The organism is Streptomyces sp. NPDC048639 (genome assembly GCF_043199075.1).
Taxonomy (GTDB): domain Bacteria; phylum Actinomycetota; class Actinomycetes; order Streptomycetales; family Streptomycetaceae; genus Streptomyces.
Genome location: NZ_JBICVP010000016.1, coordinates 45,340 through 61,582 on the forward strand (window position 1 = coordinate 45,340; position 16,243 = coordinate 61,582).

A 16,243-nucleotide genomic window follows, 5' to 3' on the forward strand; every position below is an offset into this window, starting at 1 on the left:
GCGGGGACGATGTCCGAACACGGCGATCTCGCCCGCGAACTCCTGGCCGCCCACCCCGTCGTCGACGGCCACAACGACCTGCCCTGGGCCCTGCGCGAGCAGGTCCGCTACGACCTCGGCCGGCGCGACATCGCCACCGACCAGAGCACACATCTGCACACCGACATCCCGCGGCTGCGGGCGGGCGGCGTGGGCGCGCAGTTCTGGTCGGTGTACGTCCGCACCGACCTGTCCGGGGATGCGGCGGTCAGCGCCACCCTCGAACAGATCGACGTGGTCGGGCAACTGATCGAGCGCTACCCGGCCGACCTGCGCCGTGCGCTGATCGCCGACGACCTGGAAGCCGCCCGCAGCGAAGGCCGTATCGCCTCGCTCATGGGCGCCGAGGGCGGCCACAGCATCAACTGCTCGCTGGCCACGCTCCGCGCGCTCCACGCCCTCGGTGTGCGGTACATGACGCTCACCCACAACGACAACATCCCGTGGGCGGACTCGGCGACCGACGAGCCGCGGGCGCACGGCCTCACCCGCTTCGGCGAGGAGGTCGTCAGCGAGATGAACCGGTCCGGGATGCTCGTCGACCTCTCGCACGTCTCGGCCGCCACCATGCGCGACGCGCTGCGGGTCACCGAGGCGCCGGTGATCTTCTCGCACTCCTCCTCCCGCGCCGTCTGCGACCACCCGCGCAACATCCCGGACGACGTGCTGGAACGCCTGCCGGGCAACGGCGGCGTCGCGATGGTCACCTTCGTCCCGAAGTTCATCCTCCCCGCCGCCATCGAGTGGACCCAGGGCGCCGACGCGAACATGCGGGCCAACGGTCTGCACCCGCTCGACACCACGGAGGCCGGCCTCAAGGTCCAGCGCGCGTACGAGGAGGGCCACCCCCGGCCGGTCGCGACCGCGGCCACCGTGGCCGACCACCTCGATCACATGCGCGAGGTGGCGGGCGTCGACCACATCGGGATCGGCGGCGACTACGACGGCACGGCTTTCACGCCCTCGGGCCTGGACGATGTCTCGGGCTATCCGAACCTGATCGCCGAGCTGCTCCGCCGCGGCTGGTCCTCGGCCGATATCGCCAAGCTAACCTGGCACAACGCCGTACGGGTCCTGCGCTCCGCCGAGGACGTGGCGCGCGGGATCCAGGACGACCCGCGCCGCACCCCCTCGAACGCGACGATCGAGGAGCTCGACACCTGACAAGCTGTCAGGTCGCGGTGGGAGGTGAGCGCCGGGGCACCACCCGTACGCCTCTCCCACCGCGAAACGACCGGACCCCCGTGCGAAGGTGACGACGTACCTCGACCGCCGAGCACGGAGTCCGCGCCATGGCCGACCTTGCCCCTGCCCTCCTGGACGCGCCCGCCCCCTCAGTCGCACCGGTCGCCCCGGCCGGTGACGAGGTGGAGACCAAGCCCGACCCGGAGGCGCCCGATCCGGGGGCGCGGGCCCGGGCGGTCCTCGCCCGGCACCCGGTGGCGGACGGCTTCAACGGCCTCGCCTGGGAGCTGCGGCTGCGGTCCGGCCACGAACTGACCCCCACCCGCTTCGACCTCGACACCGGCGAGGGCGGGGTGAGCACCGACATCCCCCGGCTCCGGGCGGGGCATGTGGCCGCGCAGTTCTGGTCGGTCGCCGTACCGGACGTGGTGGTGGGCGACCGTGCGGTCAGCGTCGCACTGGAGCAGATCGAGTTCGTGCACGCCCTGATCCGGGCCTACCCCGACGCATTCCGGCTGGCCCTCACCTCGGACGACATGATCGAGGCCCGCAAGCGCGGCCGTATCGCCTCGCTGCTGGCCGCCGGCGGCGGGCAGTGCATCGACAGCTCGCTGGGCGCGCTGCGGTCGCTGTTCAAGCTGGGCGTGCGCCGAATGACCCTCGCCGAGGGACGGAACACCCCGTGGGCGGACGCGGCGACCGACGAGCCCCGCGTGGGCGGCCTCACCCTCTTCGGTGAGGAGGTCATCCGGGAGATGAACCGAATCGGGATGCTCATCGACCTCTCGGGCAGCTCGCCCGCCGTCATGCGCCGGGCCATCGCCGTCAGCAAGGCCCCGGTCGTCTTCTCCCACTCCGCCGCCCTCGCCGTGAGCGACCACCCCGCCAACGTCCCGGACGACGTGCTGGAACGCATGGCCGCACGCGGCGGCGTCTGCATGGTCACCTTCGAGTCGGAGTACGTGTGCGGGGAGGGGGCGGGGACCGCGACCGTGTCGGACGTCGCCGATCACCTCGACCACGTCAGGGCCGTGGCGGGCGCGGACCATGTCGGCCTCGGCGGCTCGTACGACACCGGCGGCAGCGCGCACCCGGCGGGGCTCGAGGACGCCTCCGGCTATCCGCATCTGGTCGCGGAGCTGCTGAGGCGCGGCTGGACGGAAGCCGACCTGGCCAAGCTGACCTGGCAGAACACCTTGCGGATGATGCGCGACACGGAGTTCACCGCACGGTCGACCCAGCACCGCCGCGCGCCCTCGACCGTCACCATCGGGCGCCTGGACGGTTAGGCCCCGACCTCGGATGCCGGCTGGCCGGCCACTCCCGGCCGGTCCGCAGCGAACCGCGGTTGCGCCCCCCGGTGGAGGCCGGGAACGCCGCACGTCCACGCCTGCCGGCGGCCCGCGAGGACGGCGCCGGACGACCGGGGCCGCCGTCGTATCCGGCCCGGCCGGGCGCCGCATCCGGCCGTCACGCCCACCGGTCCGGCTGCCGGCTCAGGCCCGGGGGCGGCCCAGGGCCCGGTACGTCCAGCCCGCCTCGCGCCACGCGTCCGGGTCCAGCGCGTTGCGCCCGTCCAGGATCCGGCGCTCCGCGACGGCCTCGCCCAGCGTCGCCGGGTCCAGGTCGCGGAACTCGCGCCACTCGGTGAGGTGCAGCACCACGTCCGCGCCGCGGGCGGCCTCCAGCGCGGTCGGTGCGTAGCCCAGGGTGGGGAAGAGGCGGCGGGCGTTGTCCATGCCCTTGGGGTCGTAGACCGTGACCTGGCCGCCCTGGAGGTGTATCTGCCCGGCCACATTCAGCGCGGGGGAGTCCCGTACGTCGTCGGAGTCCGGCTTGAAGGTCGCCCCGAGCACCGCCACCCGCTTGCCCAGGAAGCTGCCGCCGCCCAGCTCCTCGCGGGCCAGCTCGACCATCCGGGCGCGGCTGCGCATGTTGATCGAGTCGACCTCGCGGAGGAAGGTCAGCGCCTGGTCGGCGCCCAGTTCCCCGGCGCGGGCCATGAAGGCGCGGATGTCCTTGGGCAGGCAGCCGCCGCCGAAGCCGATCCCGGCGCGGAGGAACTTCTTCCCGATCCGGTCGTCGTAGCCGATGGCCTCGGCGAGCTTCACCACATCGCCGTCCGCGGCCTCGCAGACCTCGGCCATGGCGTTGATGAAGGAGATCTTGGTGGAGAGGAAGGAGTTGGCGGAGGTCTTCACCAGCTCGGCGGTCGGGAAGTCGGTGACGACGAAGGGCGAGCCCTCGGTGATCGGCTTCGCGTAGACCTCGCGGAGCTGCTTCTCCGCCCGCTCGCTCGTGACACCGGCCACGATCCTGTCCGGGTGGAGCGTGTCCTGCACGGCGAAGCCCTCGCGCAGGAACTCGGGGTTCCAGGCCAGCTCCGCCTCCTCGCCCACCGGGGCGAGCTCGGCCAGCCGGCGGGCCAGCCGGGCCGCGCTGCCGACCGGCACCGTGGACTTGCCGACGACGAGGGCGGGGCGGGTCAGCAGCGGGGCGAGCGACTCGAAGGCGGCGTCGACGTAGCTCATGTCGCACGCGTACTCGCCGTGCTTCTGCGGGGTGTTCACGCAGACGAAGTGGATGTCGCCGAAGGCACCGGCCTCCTCGTAGGAGGTGGTGAAGCGCAGCCGTCCGGTGGAGCCCTCCAGGCCCTCGACGTGCTTGGCGAGCAGATCCTCCAGCCCCGGCTCGTACATCGGCACCCGGCCCGTCGAGAGCATCTCGACCTTTTCGGGGACGACGTCCACCCCGAGTACCTCGAAGCCCAGCTCCGCCATTGCGGCGGCATGGGTCGCACCGAGGTAACCGGTGCCGATCACGGTGATCTTCGGGGCCATGCGTGCTCCACGGGGGCGTCGGTCCGGACTGCGCGCCCGAGCATAGTCGGGCCCGAGGGTGGGCACGTGGCCGGTAAGGGGAAGCGAGCTGTCACCAAGCTCACGTATGCCCGGCCGCGGCCCGCCCCTAGAATCGAGTTACTTAACGGTAGTTAGCATTTCTGTGGGAGTGAGGACACCTTGGCGGGCTCGACTGATTTCGACCTCTACCGGCCGTCCGAGGAGCACGACATGCTCCGGGAGTCGGTTCGCTCGCTCGCCGAGGCGAAGATCGCACCCTTCGCCGCCGAGGTGGACGAGGAGGGCCGCTTCCCGCAGGAGGCGCTGGACGCGCTGGTCACCAACGACCTGCACGCCGTGCACGTACCCGAGTCGTACGGCGGCGCGGGCGCGGACGCGCTGGCCACCGTGATCGTGATCGAGGAGGTCGCCCGCGTCTGTGCCTCCTCCTCCCTGATCCCCGCGGTCAACAAGCTCGGCTCCCTCCCGGTCGTTCTCTCCGGTTCCGAGGACCTGAAGAAGAAGTACCTGGGTCCGCTCGCCAAGGGCGACGCGATGTTCTCGTACTGCCTCTCGGAGCCGGACGCGGGCTCGGACGCGGCGGGCATGAAGACCCGGGCCGTGCGCGACGGCGACTTCTACGTCCTCAACGGCGTGAAGCGCTGGATCACCAACGCCGGCGTCAGCGAGTTCTACACGGTCATGGCCGTGACCGACCCGGAGAAGCGCTCCAAGGGCATATCCGCGTTCGTCGTCGAGAAGGGCGACGAGGGCGTCACCTTCGGTGCCCCGGAGAAGAAGCTCGGCATCAAGGGCTCGCCGACCCGCGAGGTCTACCTCGACAACGTCCGCATCCCCGCGGACCGCATGATCGGCGCCGAGGGCACCGGCTTCGCCACCGCCATGAAGACCCTCGACCACACCCGCATCACCATCGCCGGGCAGGCGCTCGGCATCGCGCAGGGCGCGCTGGACTACGCCAAGGGCTACATCCAGGAGCGCAAGCAGTTCGGCAAGCCGATCGCCGACTTCCAGGGCATCCAGTTCATGATCGCCGACATGGCGATGAAGATCGAGGCCGCCCGCCAGCTCACGTACGCGGCCGCCGCCAAGTCCGAGCGCGGCGACAGCGACCTCACCTTCCAGGGCGCCGCCGCCAAGTGCTTCGCCTCCGACGTCGCCATGGAGGTCACCGTCGACGCGGTCCAGCTCCTCGGCGGCTACGGCTACACCCGTGACTACCCGCTGGAGCGCATGATGCGCGATGCGAAGATCACGCAGATCTACGAGGGCACCAACCAGGTCCAGCGCATCGTGATGGCGCGCAACCTGCCGAAGTAGGGCGCCCGCAGGACAGGCCGCTCAACACGGAGGCCCCGCACCGCAGTTCGCGGTGCGGGGCCTCCGCGTTGAGCGGCCGGTGCGGTCTAGCGGTCGCTGGTGACCGTGACCGTCTCGTCGTTCTTGAGCTGCTGCACGAGCTGCTTGACCTTGGTCCGGTCCCACTGGAGGTTGCCGTTCGGGGCGTTGCCCGAGATCGGCATGTTCATGGACTTGCCCTCGCCGCTCGTGACGCCCTTCATCGCCCAGAACATCTCGGCCAGGTCGAACAGGCCCATGTCCTTGTCGACGATCAGGGTGTCCAGGCCGGCGCCCATGGTCGGGTAGAGCTTGAACGGGTTGAGCACGGTCGACGGCGTGGCCGTCTGACTGGCCAGCGCCGAGAGGAACTTCTGCTGGTTCTTCGTACGGTCCAGGTCACTGCCCGGCAGCGCGTAGCGGGTCCGGACGAAGGCCAGCGACTGCTCGCCGTTGAGGGTCTGGGTGCCCGACTTGAAGTCCGCGCCGGACTTCTCGTCCTTGAAGCCCTTCGGGATGTCCATCTCGACGCCGCCGACGGAGTCCACGATCTTGGCGAAACCGCCGAAGCCGATCTCCGCGTAATGGTCGATCCTCAGGCCGGTGTTGGCCTCGACGGTACGGACCAGCAGCTCCGCACCGTCCTCCGCGTACGCCGCGTTGAGCTTGGTGCGCCGGCCCTCGCCCGGGAAGACGTTGCCCGACTCCGAGCCGCGGAAGGAGGGGATCTCCACGTCCGAGTCGCGCGGCAGCGAGACCATGGTGCTGCCGTTGTCGCCGACGTGCAGGATCATCATCGAGTCGGTGCGCTTGCCATCGGCGGAGCCGGTGTGGAGCTTCTTCTTCTCCTCGGCCGTCATGCCCTTGCGGGAGTCGGAACCCACGATCAGGTAATTGGTCCCCGAGCCGCTCCCCGGTCGCTCGATGACCTTGCTGAGGTCAACGTCACGCTGGAGCTTGGAGTCGGCCCAGAAGTAGGTGGCCACGGAGACGCCGAGGAAGACGACGAGCAGCGTCAGGGTGCCTATCTTGAGGCGGCGGCGCCAGTTGGGGGCCGAGCGGCCGTAGGGGTCGTGGCCGTCGCGCCCGCCGCGGCCACCGCCGTAGACCTGGCCGTCGCTGTAGCCGTCGTTCGCGTAGTCGTCGTAGTCGTACCCCCGCTGGCCCGGGACGCCGGGAGCGTGGGGCGACATGCCGGGTGGCATGGGAGGCTCGGCCTGGTACGGGCCCCCGCCGTAGCCTCCGTATCCGTTGTCACCTCCGCCACGCTGAATGTGGCGCATGGTGCGCGCGGACTCCGGGCGGCGACCGGCGCTGCCGCGCCCGTAACCGTCCCTGCTGTCGCCGGTCCATCCCTGTGGCCACTCGTTCATACCCGGCAGTGTGCCTTCTCGGGCCGACTGTCATACAGGGTGAGTGGCGAATCGCACCGCCCCTGTAGCAGACCTGATGCAAAGACACGGAGGCGGGGTCACGGTTTTTCGCCGCATAAGGTGGTCGGCATGACTGAACAGGCAGCGGCCCCGGAAGATTCGATTCCGGGCAAGCCCACCTCCGCTTCCCGCACCACGCTCAGTCACATCATGACGGCGAGCGACACCAATCTCCTCGGCACCGTCCACGGTGGCGTGATCATGAAACTGGTGGACGACGCGGCAGGTGCGGTGGCCGGGCGGCACTCGGGCGGGCCCGCGGTCACGGCCTCCATGGACGAGATGGTCTTCCTCGAGCCCGTTCACGTCGGGGACCTCGTCCATGTCAAGGCGCAGTGCAACTGGACCGGCCGTTCCTCCATGGAGATCGGCGTACGCGTCCTGGCCGAGCGCTGGAACGAGTCCACCCCCGGCACCCAGGTCGGCAGCGCCTATCTGGTCTTCGCGGCAGTCGACTCCGACGGCAAACCCCGGTCGGTGCCCTCGGTGGTCCCCGAGACCGAACGGGACAAGCGCCGCTACCAGGAGGCCCAGATCCGGCGTACGCACCGGCTCGCCCGCCGCCGCGCCATCAAGGAGCTGCGCGCCAAGCGCGCCGCCGAGGGCATCGGCGACTGACACCCGCCGCCTTCCCCCGCCCTCCGCCGTTCTTGCGCTGATGCCCGATGCCATGGGCGCGGCCGCGGAAGCGGGCGCCCGGCTACTCGCAGAGCACCTGGTCGCCGGTGACCGCTCTCACGTTCGCAGCACTCGGGCCCGCGGTCTGCGTCACCGGATCCTCCGCGCGCACCTTCCGCACCTGCCGGAAGTCCTCGCCGACCGTGACCTTCATCACCGGGCCGTTCCCGTACGCGGGCCTGAGCCGCGCGCCCGGCAGTGCGGCCGCGACCGTGCGCGCCGAGCGGTCCCACGCCGGGTCGTACGTGACGACGGTGCGGCGCGTGGAACCGCCCGCGTCCCCGGGGGAGCCGGAGGTCACGAAGCCGTTGGCGCGCAGCGCGCGGTTCACCCGGTGCCCGAGGCCCTCGCGCCCCGTGCCGTTGTCGACCCGGACCCGGACGCGCTCGGGCGCCACGTCGACCAGCGCCGGGGGATGCCCGCCCCCGGCCCGCGCGGCAAGCGGCCGGTCGGCGCGCAGGGCGCGGAAGATCTTCCCGGCCTTCTCCGTGTCCCATTTCACGGTCGCCCCGAGGCCCGGCACCGGGTGGTTCGGATCGGCGACCGGCACCGAGACGAACTCCGAGGAGGACGGCTTGAAATGCCGCATGGCCCGGCCGACGTCCACCATCTCGTCCGTGCCGAAGCCGCGGTCGGCGCGTACGGAACCCAGCAGGGTGGTGGCGACCTGGTGGAACTTCGCCGGGTTCATCAGCACGCCGCCGTCCGTCGCCTTCGCCACCAGCGCGGCGAGGAAGCGCTGCTGGCGCTGCATCCGGCCGAGGTCCGCGGCACCGTCGATGTGCCGGGAGCGCACGTACTGCAGGGCCTTTCCGCCGTTCAGCCTGCTGGTGCCGACGGGCAGGTCCAGCCCGGAGTAGCGGTCGTACATCGGGCGCATCGAGCAGATCTCGACGCCGCCGAGGACGTCGACCGTCTCCATGAAGCTGGTGAAGTCCACTTCGAGGTAGTGGTCGATGTGCAGCTCGGTCATGGCCTCGACGGTGCGGATGGTGAGCTGCGGACCGCCTTGCGCGTACGCCGCGTTGATCTTGCCGGGGCGGGCGGGCAGACGCTCGCCGGTCGCCCCGTCGGTGTGCGCAGGGAGCTGGACGTAGGAGTCGCGCGGGATGCTGATGACGCTGACCCGGCGCCGGTCCCCGGACAGATGCACCAGCATGATCGTGTCGGTGCAGTGACAGGGGGCACCGCCGAGGTGGTACCGCTTCCGCTGCTCCCAGGTCAGCTTGTCCCGTCCGTCGGTGCCGACCAGCAGGAAGTTCTGTCCGTCGCTTCCGCGGGGCCGGTTGTTGAGCCCCTCGAAGGGGTCGATCCGGCCGATGGCCGTGTCCATCCGGGAGACCACGGCGTGCCCGCAGCCGCCGGCCGCCAGCAGCAGCGCGGAGACGCCAGTGGCCAGCCGCAGCCCCCAGCGGGAGCGGCGGGGCCCGGGGACGCGGCGGATGCGGGGGCGGGGGCGGTGGCGTGGCTGCGACCGGGGTGCGCGAACCGGTGCGGTCAAGAGAAGGACTCCTCGGCGGAGCAGGGGGCGACCGGCGCCACGCTAGGCCCGCGCGGTACGCCCGGCCGCGGTCCCACGCCGCCGGTGGCCCGGGCTGCACTCGGCCGCGTACGGCCATGTCCTCCGTTCGCGGTAACGTGAGGCCTGATGAACGCATCCCCTGAATCCCGGGCTCCGGCCGTTTCCGTGATCATGCCGGTGCTCAACGAGGAACGCCACCTGCGCAATTCGGTGCGCCACATCCTGGAGCAGGAGTACACCGGTGCGATGGAGGTGGTGATCGCCCTCGGCCCGTCCACGGACCGTACGGACGAGATCGCCGCCGAGCTGGTGCGCGAGGACCCCCGCGTGCACACGGTGCCCAACCCCACGGGCCGTACGCCCGCCGCGCTGAACGCGGCGATCAAGGCGTCCCGGCACCCGGTCGTGGTGCGGGTCGACGGCCACGGGATGCTCTCGCCGGACTACATCGCCACGGCCGTACGGCTGCTGGAGGAGACCGGCGCGCAGAACGTCGGCGGGATCATGCATGCCGAGGGCGAGAACGACTGGGAGCGGGCCGTCGCCGCCGCCATGACCTCCAAGGTCGGCGTCGGGAACGCGGCCTTCCACACGGGCGGCGCGGCAGGCCCGGCCGAGACCGTGTACCTCGGCGTCTTCCGGCGCGAGGCGCTGGAGCAGCAGGGCGGCTACAACGAGGAGTTCATCCGCGCCCAGGACTGGGAGCTGAACTTCCGGATCCGCGAGTCGGGCGGGCTGATCTGGTTCTCGCCCGAGCTGAAGGTCTCGTACCGCCCCCGGCCGAGCGTGCGCGCACTGGCCAAGCAGTACAAGAACTACGGCCGTTGGCGGCATGTGGTGGCCCGCTACCACGAGGGCTCCATCAACCTCCGCTACCTCGCCCCGCCGACCGCGCTCACCGCCCTCACGGCGGGGTTCGTGGCGGGCGTCGCCGGTCCGGCCGCGGGCGTCCCCGCCCTGGCGTGGGGCTTCGCCGTCCCGGCCGGCTATCTCGCGGCGATCGTCGCGGGGTCGGTCCCGGCGGGCCGCGGTCTGCCGGCGGCGGCACGGCTGCGCATCCCCGTCGCGCTGGCCACGATGCACATGTCCTGGGGCTGGGGCTTCCTGACCAGCCCGCGGGCGCTGGCGCGGAAGGTCATCGCCAGCCGCCGCCCCGCGGTCGTCACCTCCGCCTGACGCTTCCGCCTGACACCTGCGGCAACGACCGGGCAGCAGCGACCGGGCACAGGACCGGGCCGCAGCGACCGGGCCACAACGCGACGGAAAGCGTCCGGCGGTGCACCTCCCCCTCGGGGGAGGGCACCGCCGGACGCTTCTGTGTCGTACGGATCGCACGAGTGGTACGGGAGCTTGTGCCGTACGGCTACCGGATGTTCGCCGGGTTGACCTTCATGCAGGCCGACTTGTCGTTGCCGTTGAGCGCGTCCGCGCTCTCCGGAGCCTTGGAGTCGTCGCGGCTGCCCGCCCCGGCCGACTTCGGGTAGGCCGTCCCGGTGCGCCAGTCCGCCCCGAGGACGATGGTGATCTGCGGCACGGACGAGGAGTGCCGGACCGCGCCCGGGGGCAGCCCGAGCGCCTTCGCCACCGCGAGCGCGTCGCCGCGCTCCGAGCCCTTTCGGTACGAAACCGTGGTGTCCGCACGGGACTTGGGCGTTGCGTCCGCCGTGGCCTGGGTGAAGCCGAGCTGGGAGAGCCGGTCGGCGATCAGCGCGGCACGGCCGGTGACGGCGGCCTGAGTGGCCGTACCGGTGCCGTTCTGGACGGTGACGGGGATCTCGGCCTTCGGCGCCGCCGGGTCGCTGGGGGCGGGGCTCTTCTTGGGGCTCTTCTTCTTGTCCTTGCCGTCGAGCGCGGTGTCGTTGCGCAGCATGGAGAAGATCTGGTCCGCGTCGTCCGGCTTCGGCACGATGTGTGCGGCATTCTGCGGGTCCGGCACCCACGGCATGGTCGCCATGGTGATGCGTCCCGTCGGCACTCGCTTGAGGTCGTTGCCGAGGTCGTAGAGCTTCTTGACCGTGCCGAGGCCGCGGTCGACGGTGAGCGCCTTCGTGGCCGCCTCGGCGAGGCCGTTGAGCTTGCCGGGGTCGGTGAGCTTGGTGCCCGACTTGAGCTGCCGGACCATCGAGTTCATGTACATGTGCTGGGCCTTGGCCCGGCCGATGTCGCTGCCGTCCTCGAAGCCGTGCCGGGTGCGCAGCCACTGCAGGGCCTGCTCGCCCTTGATGACCGACTCGCCCTTGTCGAGGCGGAGTCCGGACTTGGAGTCGTACACGTTGTTGTCGACGCACACCGGGACGCCGCCGACGGCGTCGGCCATGTCCACCACGCCGGCGAAGTCGATCATCATGAAGTGGTCGATCGGGACGCCGGTCAGCTCCTCCCAGGTGGCCACCGTGCAGCCCGGACCGCCGTTCGCGAGGCTGGCGTTGATCGTCGCGCTGGTCTTCGGGTAGACCTTGCCGTCGTCGGTGTCGGTGCACTTCGGGATGGTCACCCGGGTGTCGCGCGGCACGCTGATCACCGACATGCTGCTGCGGTCGGCCGAGACGTGCAGCAGCATCTGCACATCGGCCAGCGGCTTGCGGTCCCGGTCGGCGCGAGCCCCGCCGAGCCGGACGTTCGCGTTGGACTTACGGCTGTCGGAGCCGAGCAGCAGGATGTTGAGCGGGGTCTGGCCCGCGGCGTTCGGCGCGCTCTTGTCGAGCTTGCTGTCCCCGAGGTTGAGATCGTCCTTGCCGAGGTTGCCGTTGAGGTGCTCCATGTAGAGGTATCCGCCCGCTGCCGTCACGAGTATCAGCAGCGACACCGTGGTGACGAACCAGCGCAGGACGCGGCGCTTGCCGTTCTTCGGAGCACCGCCCCGGGAGCCACCGCGGCGGTGGCCCCCGCCGGGAGGCGAAGGATCGCGTCCTCCGCCGTCCCGTTGATAAAGGCTGTCGTCCCAGCCCAGCTCATCGGCTCCGGGGCCACTGCGCGGTCCCGGGACGCGAACGCTGTCCTGTCGCATGGCATCCCCCGTTCACATGGTCGTGGTGCAGGCCCGGGCGGGCCTGGCTACTTGGCGCAGACCTGCTTGTCCGCGTTCACCTTCTGGACCTCTTCCGGCGCCTTCGCCGGACCGGTCAGCGGTGTGCCCGCGCCCTTGAAGTCCGCACCGAGGGTGAGGGTCATGTTCGCCCTCGGCTCGGCGTCCTCGGTGCCGGGCCGCAGAGCGGAGGCGGGCAGGCCCATCATGTCGGCGAGCCGGCGTGCCTGGTCCGCCTGGTTCGGCGCGTACTTCAGCGTGGTCTTCTTCTGTTTCGGCCCCGTTGCGTTGCCGCCGTTGCTGGACTTCAGCACGTTCTCGCTGTTCTGAAGCCAGTCGACGGTGTCCTGTGCGGCACCGAACGGCCCCCCGCCGTTCAGCACCTCGACGCGGACCTCCGAGGGATCGGCCTTCGAACCCTTGAGCTTCGCCGCCTCCTTCGCCTTCTCCTTCTTCTTGACCTCGGTGAGTGAGGCATCGTTCCGGATCATCGAGAAAAGCTGCTCCGCCGGCTTCTCGTTGAGCACGACGGTGCTCGGGACCTTCTCGGCCGGGTTGTCCAGCACCGGGATGGTCGCGAAGGAGATGTTCTTGGTGTTGACCTGGCCCACGTCCTGGGCGAGCTCCCGCAGCTTGCCGATGCTGCCTATCCCGGTGTCGACGGTCAGCGCCTTGGTGGCGGCCTCGGCCAGCTTGAACAGCTTCGTCGGGTCGGTCAGGGTGTCGTTGGACTTCATCTTCCGGATCATCGAGCTGAGGAACTGCTGCTGGATCTCGATCCGGCTCAAGTCGCCGCCCAGGCCCACGGAGTGGCGGGTCCGCACGAACGCCAGGGCCTGCTCGCCCTCGACCGTGTGGCGGCCCTTGGAGAGCTTCAGATGGGAGTCCGGGTCGTCTATGTCCTTGCCCAGGCACACATCGACGCCGCCCACCGCCGACGACAGCGTCTTCACCGCGTTGAAGTCGGCCATCATGAAGTGATCGACCGACAGGCCCGTCATCTTCTTGACCGTGCGCATCGTGCAGCCCGGGTCGCGGCCCTCCTGGCCGAGGCTGGTGTTGAAGCGCGTCTGCTGCGTGCCCGGGATGGTCTTGGTCGAGCCGTCCTCCTGCTTGGTCGGGCAGGCGGGCACATCGGTGATGAGGTCGCGGGGGATGCTCAGCGCCGTGGCGTTGGTGCGGTCCTTCGAGACGTGGAAGAGGATCGAGGTGTCGGCGTGACCGATGCTGCCGGCGTCGCCGTAGCCCTCGTTGCCCTTGCCGGTCCGGGCGTCGGTGCCGATGACGAGGATGTTCACCGGACCGTCGCTCGTGGCGCTGCCACTGCCCGCGTCACCCACATCGATCTTGCTGATGTTGCTGTTGAAGCGGTCGTAGATGTACCAGAATCCGCTGCCTCCGGCGACCAGGACGAAGGCCATCACGCCCCCGGTCCAGTACAGCGCCTTCTTCTTGCCCTCCGCCTTCGGCTTGGGCTTGCGGCGGCTCGGAGGCTCGGGCCGCTTGCGCTGCGGCGGCACGTCCCGGCGCCGGCGCGAGGGCTCGGTGGCGGGTGCGCCCGTACGGTCGGTGGCCGGCGCGCTCCTGCGGGAGCCCGCACGGTTCGAGGCTCTGCGCTGGGTGGGAGGCGCCGAGTGCTCTGCGGGAGGCCCCAGTCGCAGCTCGTAGTCGCCGGTGTCCGGGTTCAACACCCACTGGTCCGCGGGGTCGATGTCGCCCGCCCGCCCACGTCCTTGCGCGTCCACGGCTGCTTGAATCCTCCGTCGCTGTCCACGGGATCGCTCACACTATCCGCCCAGTTCAGCGTTCAGCGACGCCGGTGACAAATTCCACTCCCCTACAACTGGGCAATCCGTGCAATCTTTTCGAGTCGTTCCTGAGGCCTTCGGTTCCCTTATCCGCACATGCCGTTCGCGGCTGTCGTCCCCTTGTACGTAGGTGCCGTTCCGGTGGGTTCACCGCTCGGTTCGCCCGAGGGGGCGCCCGGCTCCCTCTCCGGCGCGCCCTGCGATCGGGAGGACACTTTCACGTCCAGGTCGTTCCGCAACAGATTGAACAGCTGCGCCGCATCGGGTTGTACGAGTTCGTCCCGGTTTGCATTGAGCGAGTACGGGCGCCGCGGCAGCGTCAGGAACTGCACCTTCTCGGTCGGGACATGGCGCAGGCTGCGCACCAAGTCGTACAGCTCGCGCAGCGAGTCCATGCCGGAGTCGGTGGTCAGCGAGGACGTCGCCGCGTCCAGCACCGGGTAGAGCCGGGTGGGGTTGAGCAGGACGCCGTTGCTCTGCACCTTCTTCACCAGCGAGCCGAGGAACTGCTGCTGCCGCTCCATCCGCTCGGTGTCGCTGCCGTTGCCCATGCTGTAGCGGGCCCGTACGTATCCCAGCGCCTGCTCGCCGTTCAGTTTCTGGCGGCCCGCGGGCAGCTTCAGATGTGCTTCCTGATCGTTTATGTCCTGCTTCAGGCAGACCTCGACGCCGTCGACCGCGTCCACCATCCGCTTGAAGCCGGTGAAGTCCACGATCATGTGGTGGTCGACGCGGATGCCGGTGAGGTTCTCCACCGTGCGGATCGTGCAGGCCGCGCCCCCCAGCTCGAACGCCGAGTTGAACTGGTCGAAGCGCCCCCCGCTCTCCTTCCCGCCCGGCTCGCGGCAGCGCGGCACCTCGACCATCAGGTCGCGCGGGATGCTGACGGCCGTCGCGCTCTTCCGGTCGGCGGCCAGGTGCAGCAGGATCGTGGTGTCCGAGCGCTGGGTGCCGCTGTCGCGGCCGTACTTCGCGTTCTTGTCGGCGCGGCTGTCGGAACCGATGAGCAGGAGGTTCTGGGCGTCGTGCACCATCGGGGCCGGGCGCTCCCGCTCGTACCGCTTCAGCTCGGCGGCCGTGCCCGTGTCCGTGGTGATGTTGCCCTCGAGCTTGCGGTAGAGCATCCAGCCGCCGCCCGCCGCCGCCAGCACGACCACCGAGGCGCCCAATGCCCCCCAACGCAGCAGACGGCGCCGTCGGCGCCTCTCCGCGGAGCCCCCCGAACCTTCACCCTCCGAGTCGTCGGGCGTGCCAGCGCTCTCGGTCACGTCTGCGTCCATCTCTTATGGCGTTGGGGCGGCATGAACGCCGCACGGGCCCCCGGGTCACAGGAGGAGACCGCCGAGTGCCTCGCATGGTTGTACGTACGCCAATGGTTGTACGTACGCCCATCATCGCCCTCGGCAGGGCGAAGACCCGTCAGGCGGCGGCCAGGGTGACCCGTTCGTCCTAGGACCTGTCGTCACCGGGGCGCCTGCGGCGTCACCGGGCCGCCCCGTTCGCGGCGCGCCCGTCAGACGGCGGTGACCGTGACCCGCTCGTTCTCCCGGCGCTGCTCCAGCGCCTCCGCGGCCAGCTCGTCGAGGTTCCGGCAGAGCACCACGGAACCCCCGGCCGCCAGTGGTGCCAGCAGTCCGGCCGACAGCCCGTCCCAGGTGTCGTACGGCAGACCGGACAGGAGCCGGGACACGGGGGTGAGGCCGCGGGCCGCCGCGTCGCCGCGCGCCCGCTCGACCACCTCGGCGCCGGTCAGTTCGCCGCTTCCGGCGAAGGCCAGTGCGGGCGCGTCCGGGTCGACCGGCGCGTACGGCGCGAAGCGGTCGCCCTGGCTCGGCACCTCCACCGCGTAGTCGGCGAACCCCTGCGGCGCCTCGGGGAAGCGTGCGCCGAGCGGACGCAGGCTGAGTGCCACGCGCTCGCCGCCGCAGGCACGGGCCGCCTCCAGTGCGTCCGGTCCGCTGACCACCAGGTCCGCGGACGCCGGGTCGCCGCCGAGGTCCGCGACGACGCCGGTGGACGAGCAGGCGATCACCCAGACGGCCGTCTGCCAGTGCGCGGGCAGCAGCAGCGCCAGTCGGTCGCCCGGTTCGGCGCCGAGATCGTCCTGGAGGAGGTTGGCGGTCTTCGCCACCCAATTGGCGAAGGTGGCCACGGACAGTTCGACGCGTTCGCCGGTGGCGTCGTCGTAGAAGGTGACCAGCGGGCGGGCGGGGTCCGCGGCGAGCGCGGATCGCAGCAGGTCGGCAGGGGTGCGATCGGTGGCGTTCACCCGCGCAAGCGTACGCGTGCCGGTTCGGTTGGGCCGTGCGGCCGTACGCCTCGGGGACCCCGGTTCTGCCGACAGACCGTCATGT

At 70.7% G+C, this 16,243-nt stretch carries 12 protein-coding genes; 5 read left to right on the forward strand and 7 right to left on the reverse strand.

Annotated features, from left to right (window positions below):
- Nucleotides 1-9: 9 nt before the first annotated feature.
- A complete protein-coding gene (locus tag ACGFNH_RS31780) occupies nt 10-1,203 on the forward strand; it encodes a dipeptidase (protein ID WP_393659707.1) in 1,194 nt (397 codons plus the stop codon).
- A gap of 128 nt (nt 1,204-1,331) precedes the next feature.
- Entirely contained in the window at nt 1,332-2,513 is a 1,182-nt protein-coding gene (locus tag ACGFNH_RS31785) for a dipeptidase (protein ID WP_393659709.1), read from the forward strand.
- A 207-nt stretch (nt 2,514-2,720) separates the two neighbouring features.
- On the opposite strand, the gene ACGFNH_RS31790 is transcribed toward ACGFNH_RS31785, so the two are convergent.
- Complete coding sequence (locus tag ACGFNH_RS31790) at nt 2,721-4,064, reverse strand: UDP-glucose dehydrogenase family protein (RefSeq protein WP_393659711.1); 1,344 nt, start codon at nt 4,062-4,064, stop codon at nt 2,721-2,723.
- Nucleotides 4,065-4,244: 180 nt separating this feature from the next.
- On the opposite strand from ACGFNH_RS31790, the gene ACGFNH_RS31795 reads away from it, so the two are divergent.
- On the forward strand, nt 4,245-5,405 hold the full coding sequence (locus ACGFNH_RS31795; protein ID WP_393659713.1) for an acyl-CoA dehydrogenase: 1,161 nt from the start codon (nt 4,245-4,247) through the stop codon (nt 5,403-5,405).
- Nucleotides 5,406-5,491: 86 nt separating this feature from the next.
- On the opposite strand, the gene ACGFNH_RS31800 is transcribed toward ACGFNH_RS31795, so the two are convergent.
- Entirely contained in the window at nt 5,492-6,796 is a 1,305-nt protein-coding gene (locus tag ACGFNH_RS31800; RefSeq protein ID WP_393659715.1) for an LCP family protein, read from the reverse strand.
- A 129-nt stretch (nt 6,797-6,925) separates the two neighbouring features.
- On the opposite strand from ACGFNH_RS31800, the gene ACGFNH_RS31805 reads away from it, so the two are divergent.
- Nucleotides 6,926-7,474: an acyl-CoA thioesterase gene (locus ACGFNH_RS31805; protein ID WP_393659717.1), complete on the forward strand. Its 549-nt coding sequence runs from the start codon at nt 6,926-6,928 to the stop codon at nt 7,472-7,474.
- 82 nt (nt 7,475-7,556) lie between these two features.
- Here ACGFNH_RS31805 and ACGFNH_RS31810 read toward each other — a convergent pair whose 3' ends face one another.
- A complete protein-coding gene (locus ACGFNH_RS31810) occupies nt 7,557-9,035 on the reverse strand; it encodes an LCP family protein (protein ID WP_393659719.1) in 1,479 nt (492 codons plus the stop codon).
- 147 nt (nt 9,036-9,182) lie between these two features.
- Between ACGFNH_RS31810 and ACGFNH_RS31815 the strand changes: the two genes are divergently transcribed.
- A complete protein-coding gene (locus ACGFNH_RS31815; protein ID WP_393659721.1) occupies nt 9,183-10,232 on the forward strand; it encodes a glycosyltransferase family 2 protein in 1,050 nt (349 codons plus the stop codon).
- Nucleotides 10,233-10,419: 187 nt separating this feature from the next.
- Here ACGFNH_RS31815 and ACGFNH_RS31820 read toward each other — a convergent pair whose 3' ends face one another.
- The 4 genes from ACGFNH_RS31820 to ACGFNH_RS31835 all read right to left on the reverse strand — a co-directional run bounded on the left by ACGFNH_RS31820 (nt 10,420) and on the right by ACGFNH_RS31835 (nt 16,158).
- A complete protein-coding gene (locus ACGFNH_RS31820) occupies nt 10,420-12,063 on the reverse strand; it encodes an LCP family protein (protein ID WP_393659723.1) in 1,644 nt (547 codons plus the stop codon).
- Between the two features lie 47 nt (nt 12,064-12,110).
- Nucleotides 12,111-13,826 (reverse strand): LCP family protein, encoded by a 1,716-nt coding sequence (locus tag ACGFNH_RS31825; protein WP_393659725.1) that lies wholly within the window; start codon nt 13,824-13,826, stop codon nt 12,111-12,113.
- 149 nt (nt 13,827-13,975) lie between these two features.
- A complete protein-coding gene (locus ACGFNH_RS31830; RefSeq protein WP_393659727.1) occupies nt 13,976-15,169 on the reverse strand; it encodes an LCP family protein in 1,194 nt (397 codons plus the stop codon).
- A 233-nt stretch (nt 15,170-15,402) separates the two neighbouring features.
- Entirely contained in the window at nt 15,403-16,158 is a 756-nt protein-coding gene (locus tag ACGFNH_RS31835) for a TIGR03089 family protein (protein ID WP_393659729.1), read from the reverse strand.
- Nucleotides 16,159-16,243 lie beyond the last annotated feature (85 nt).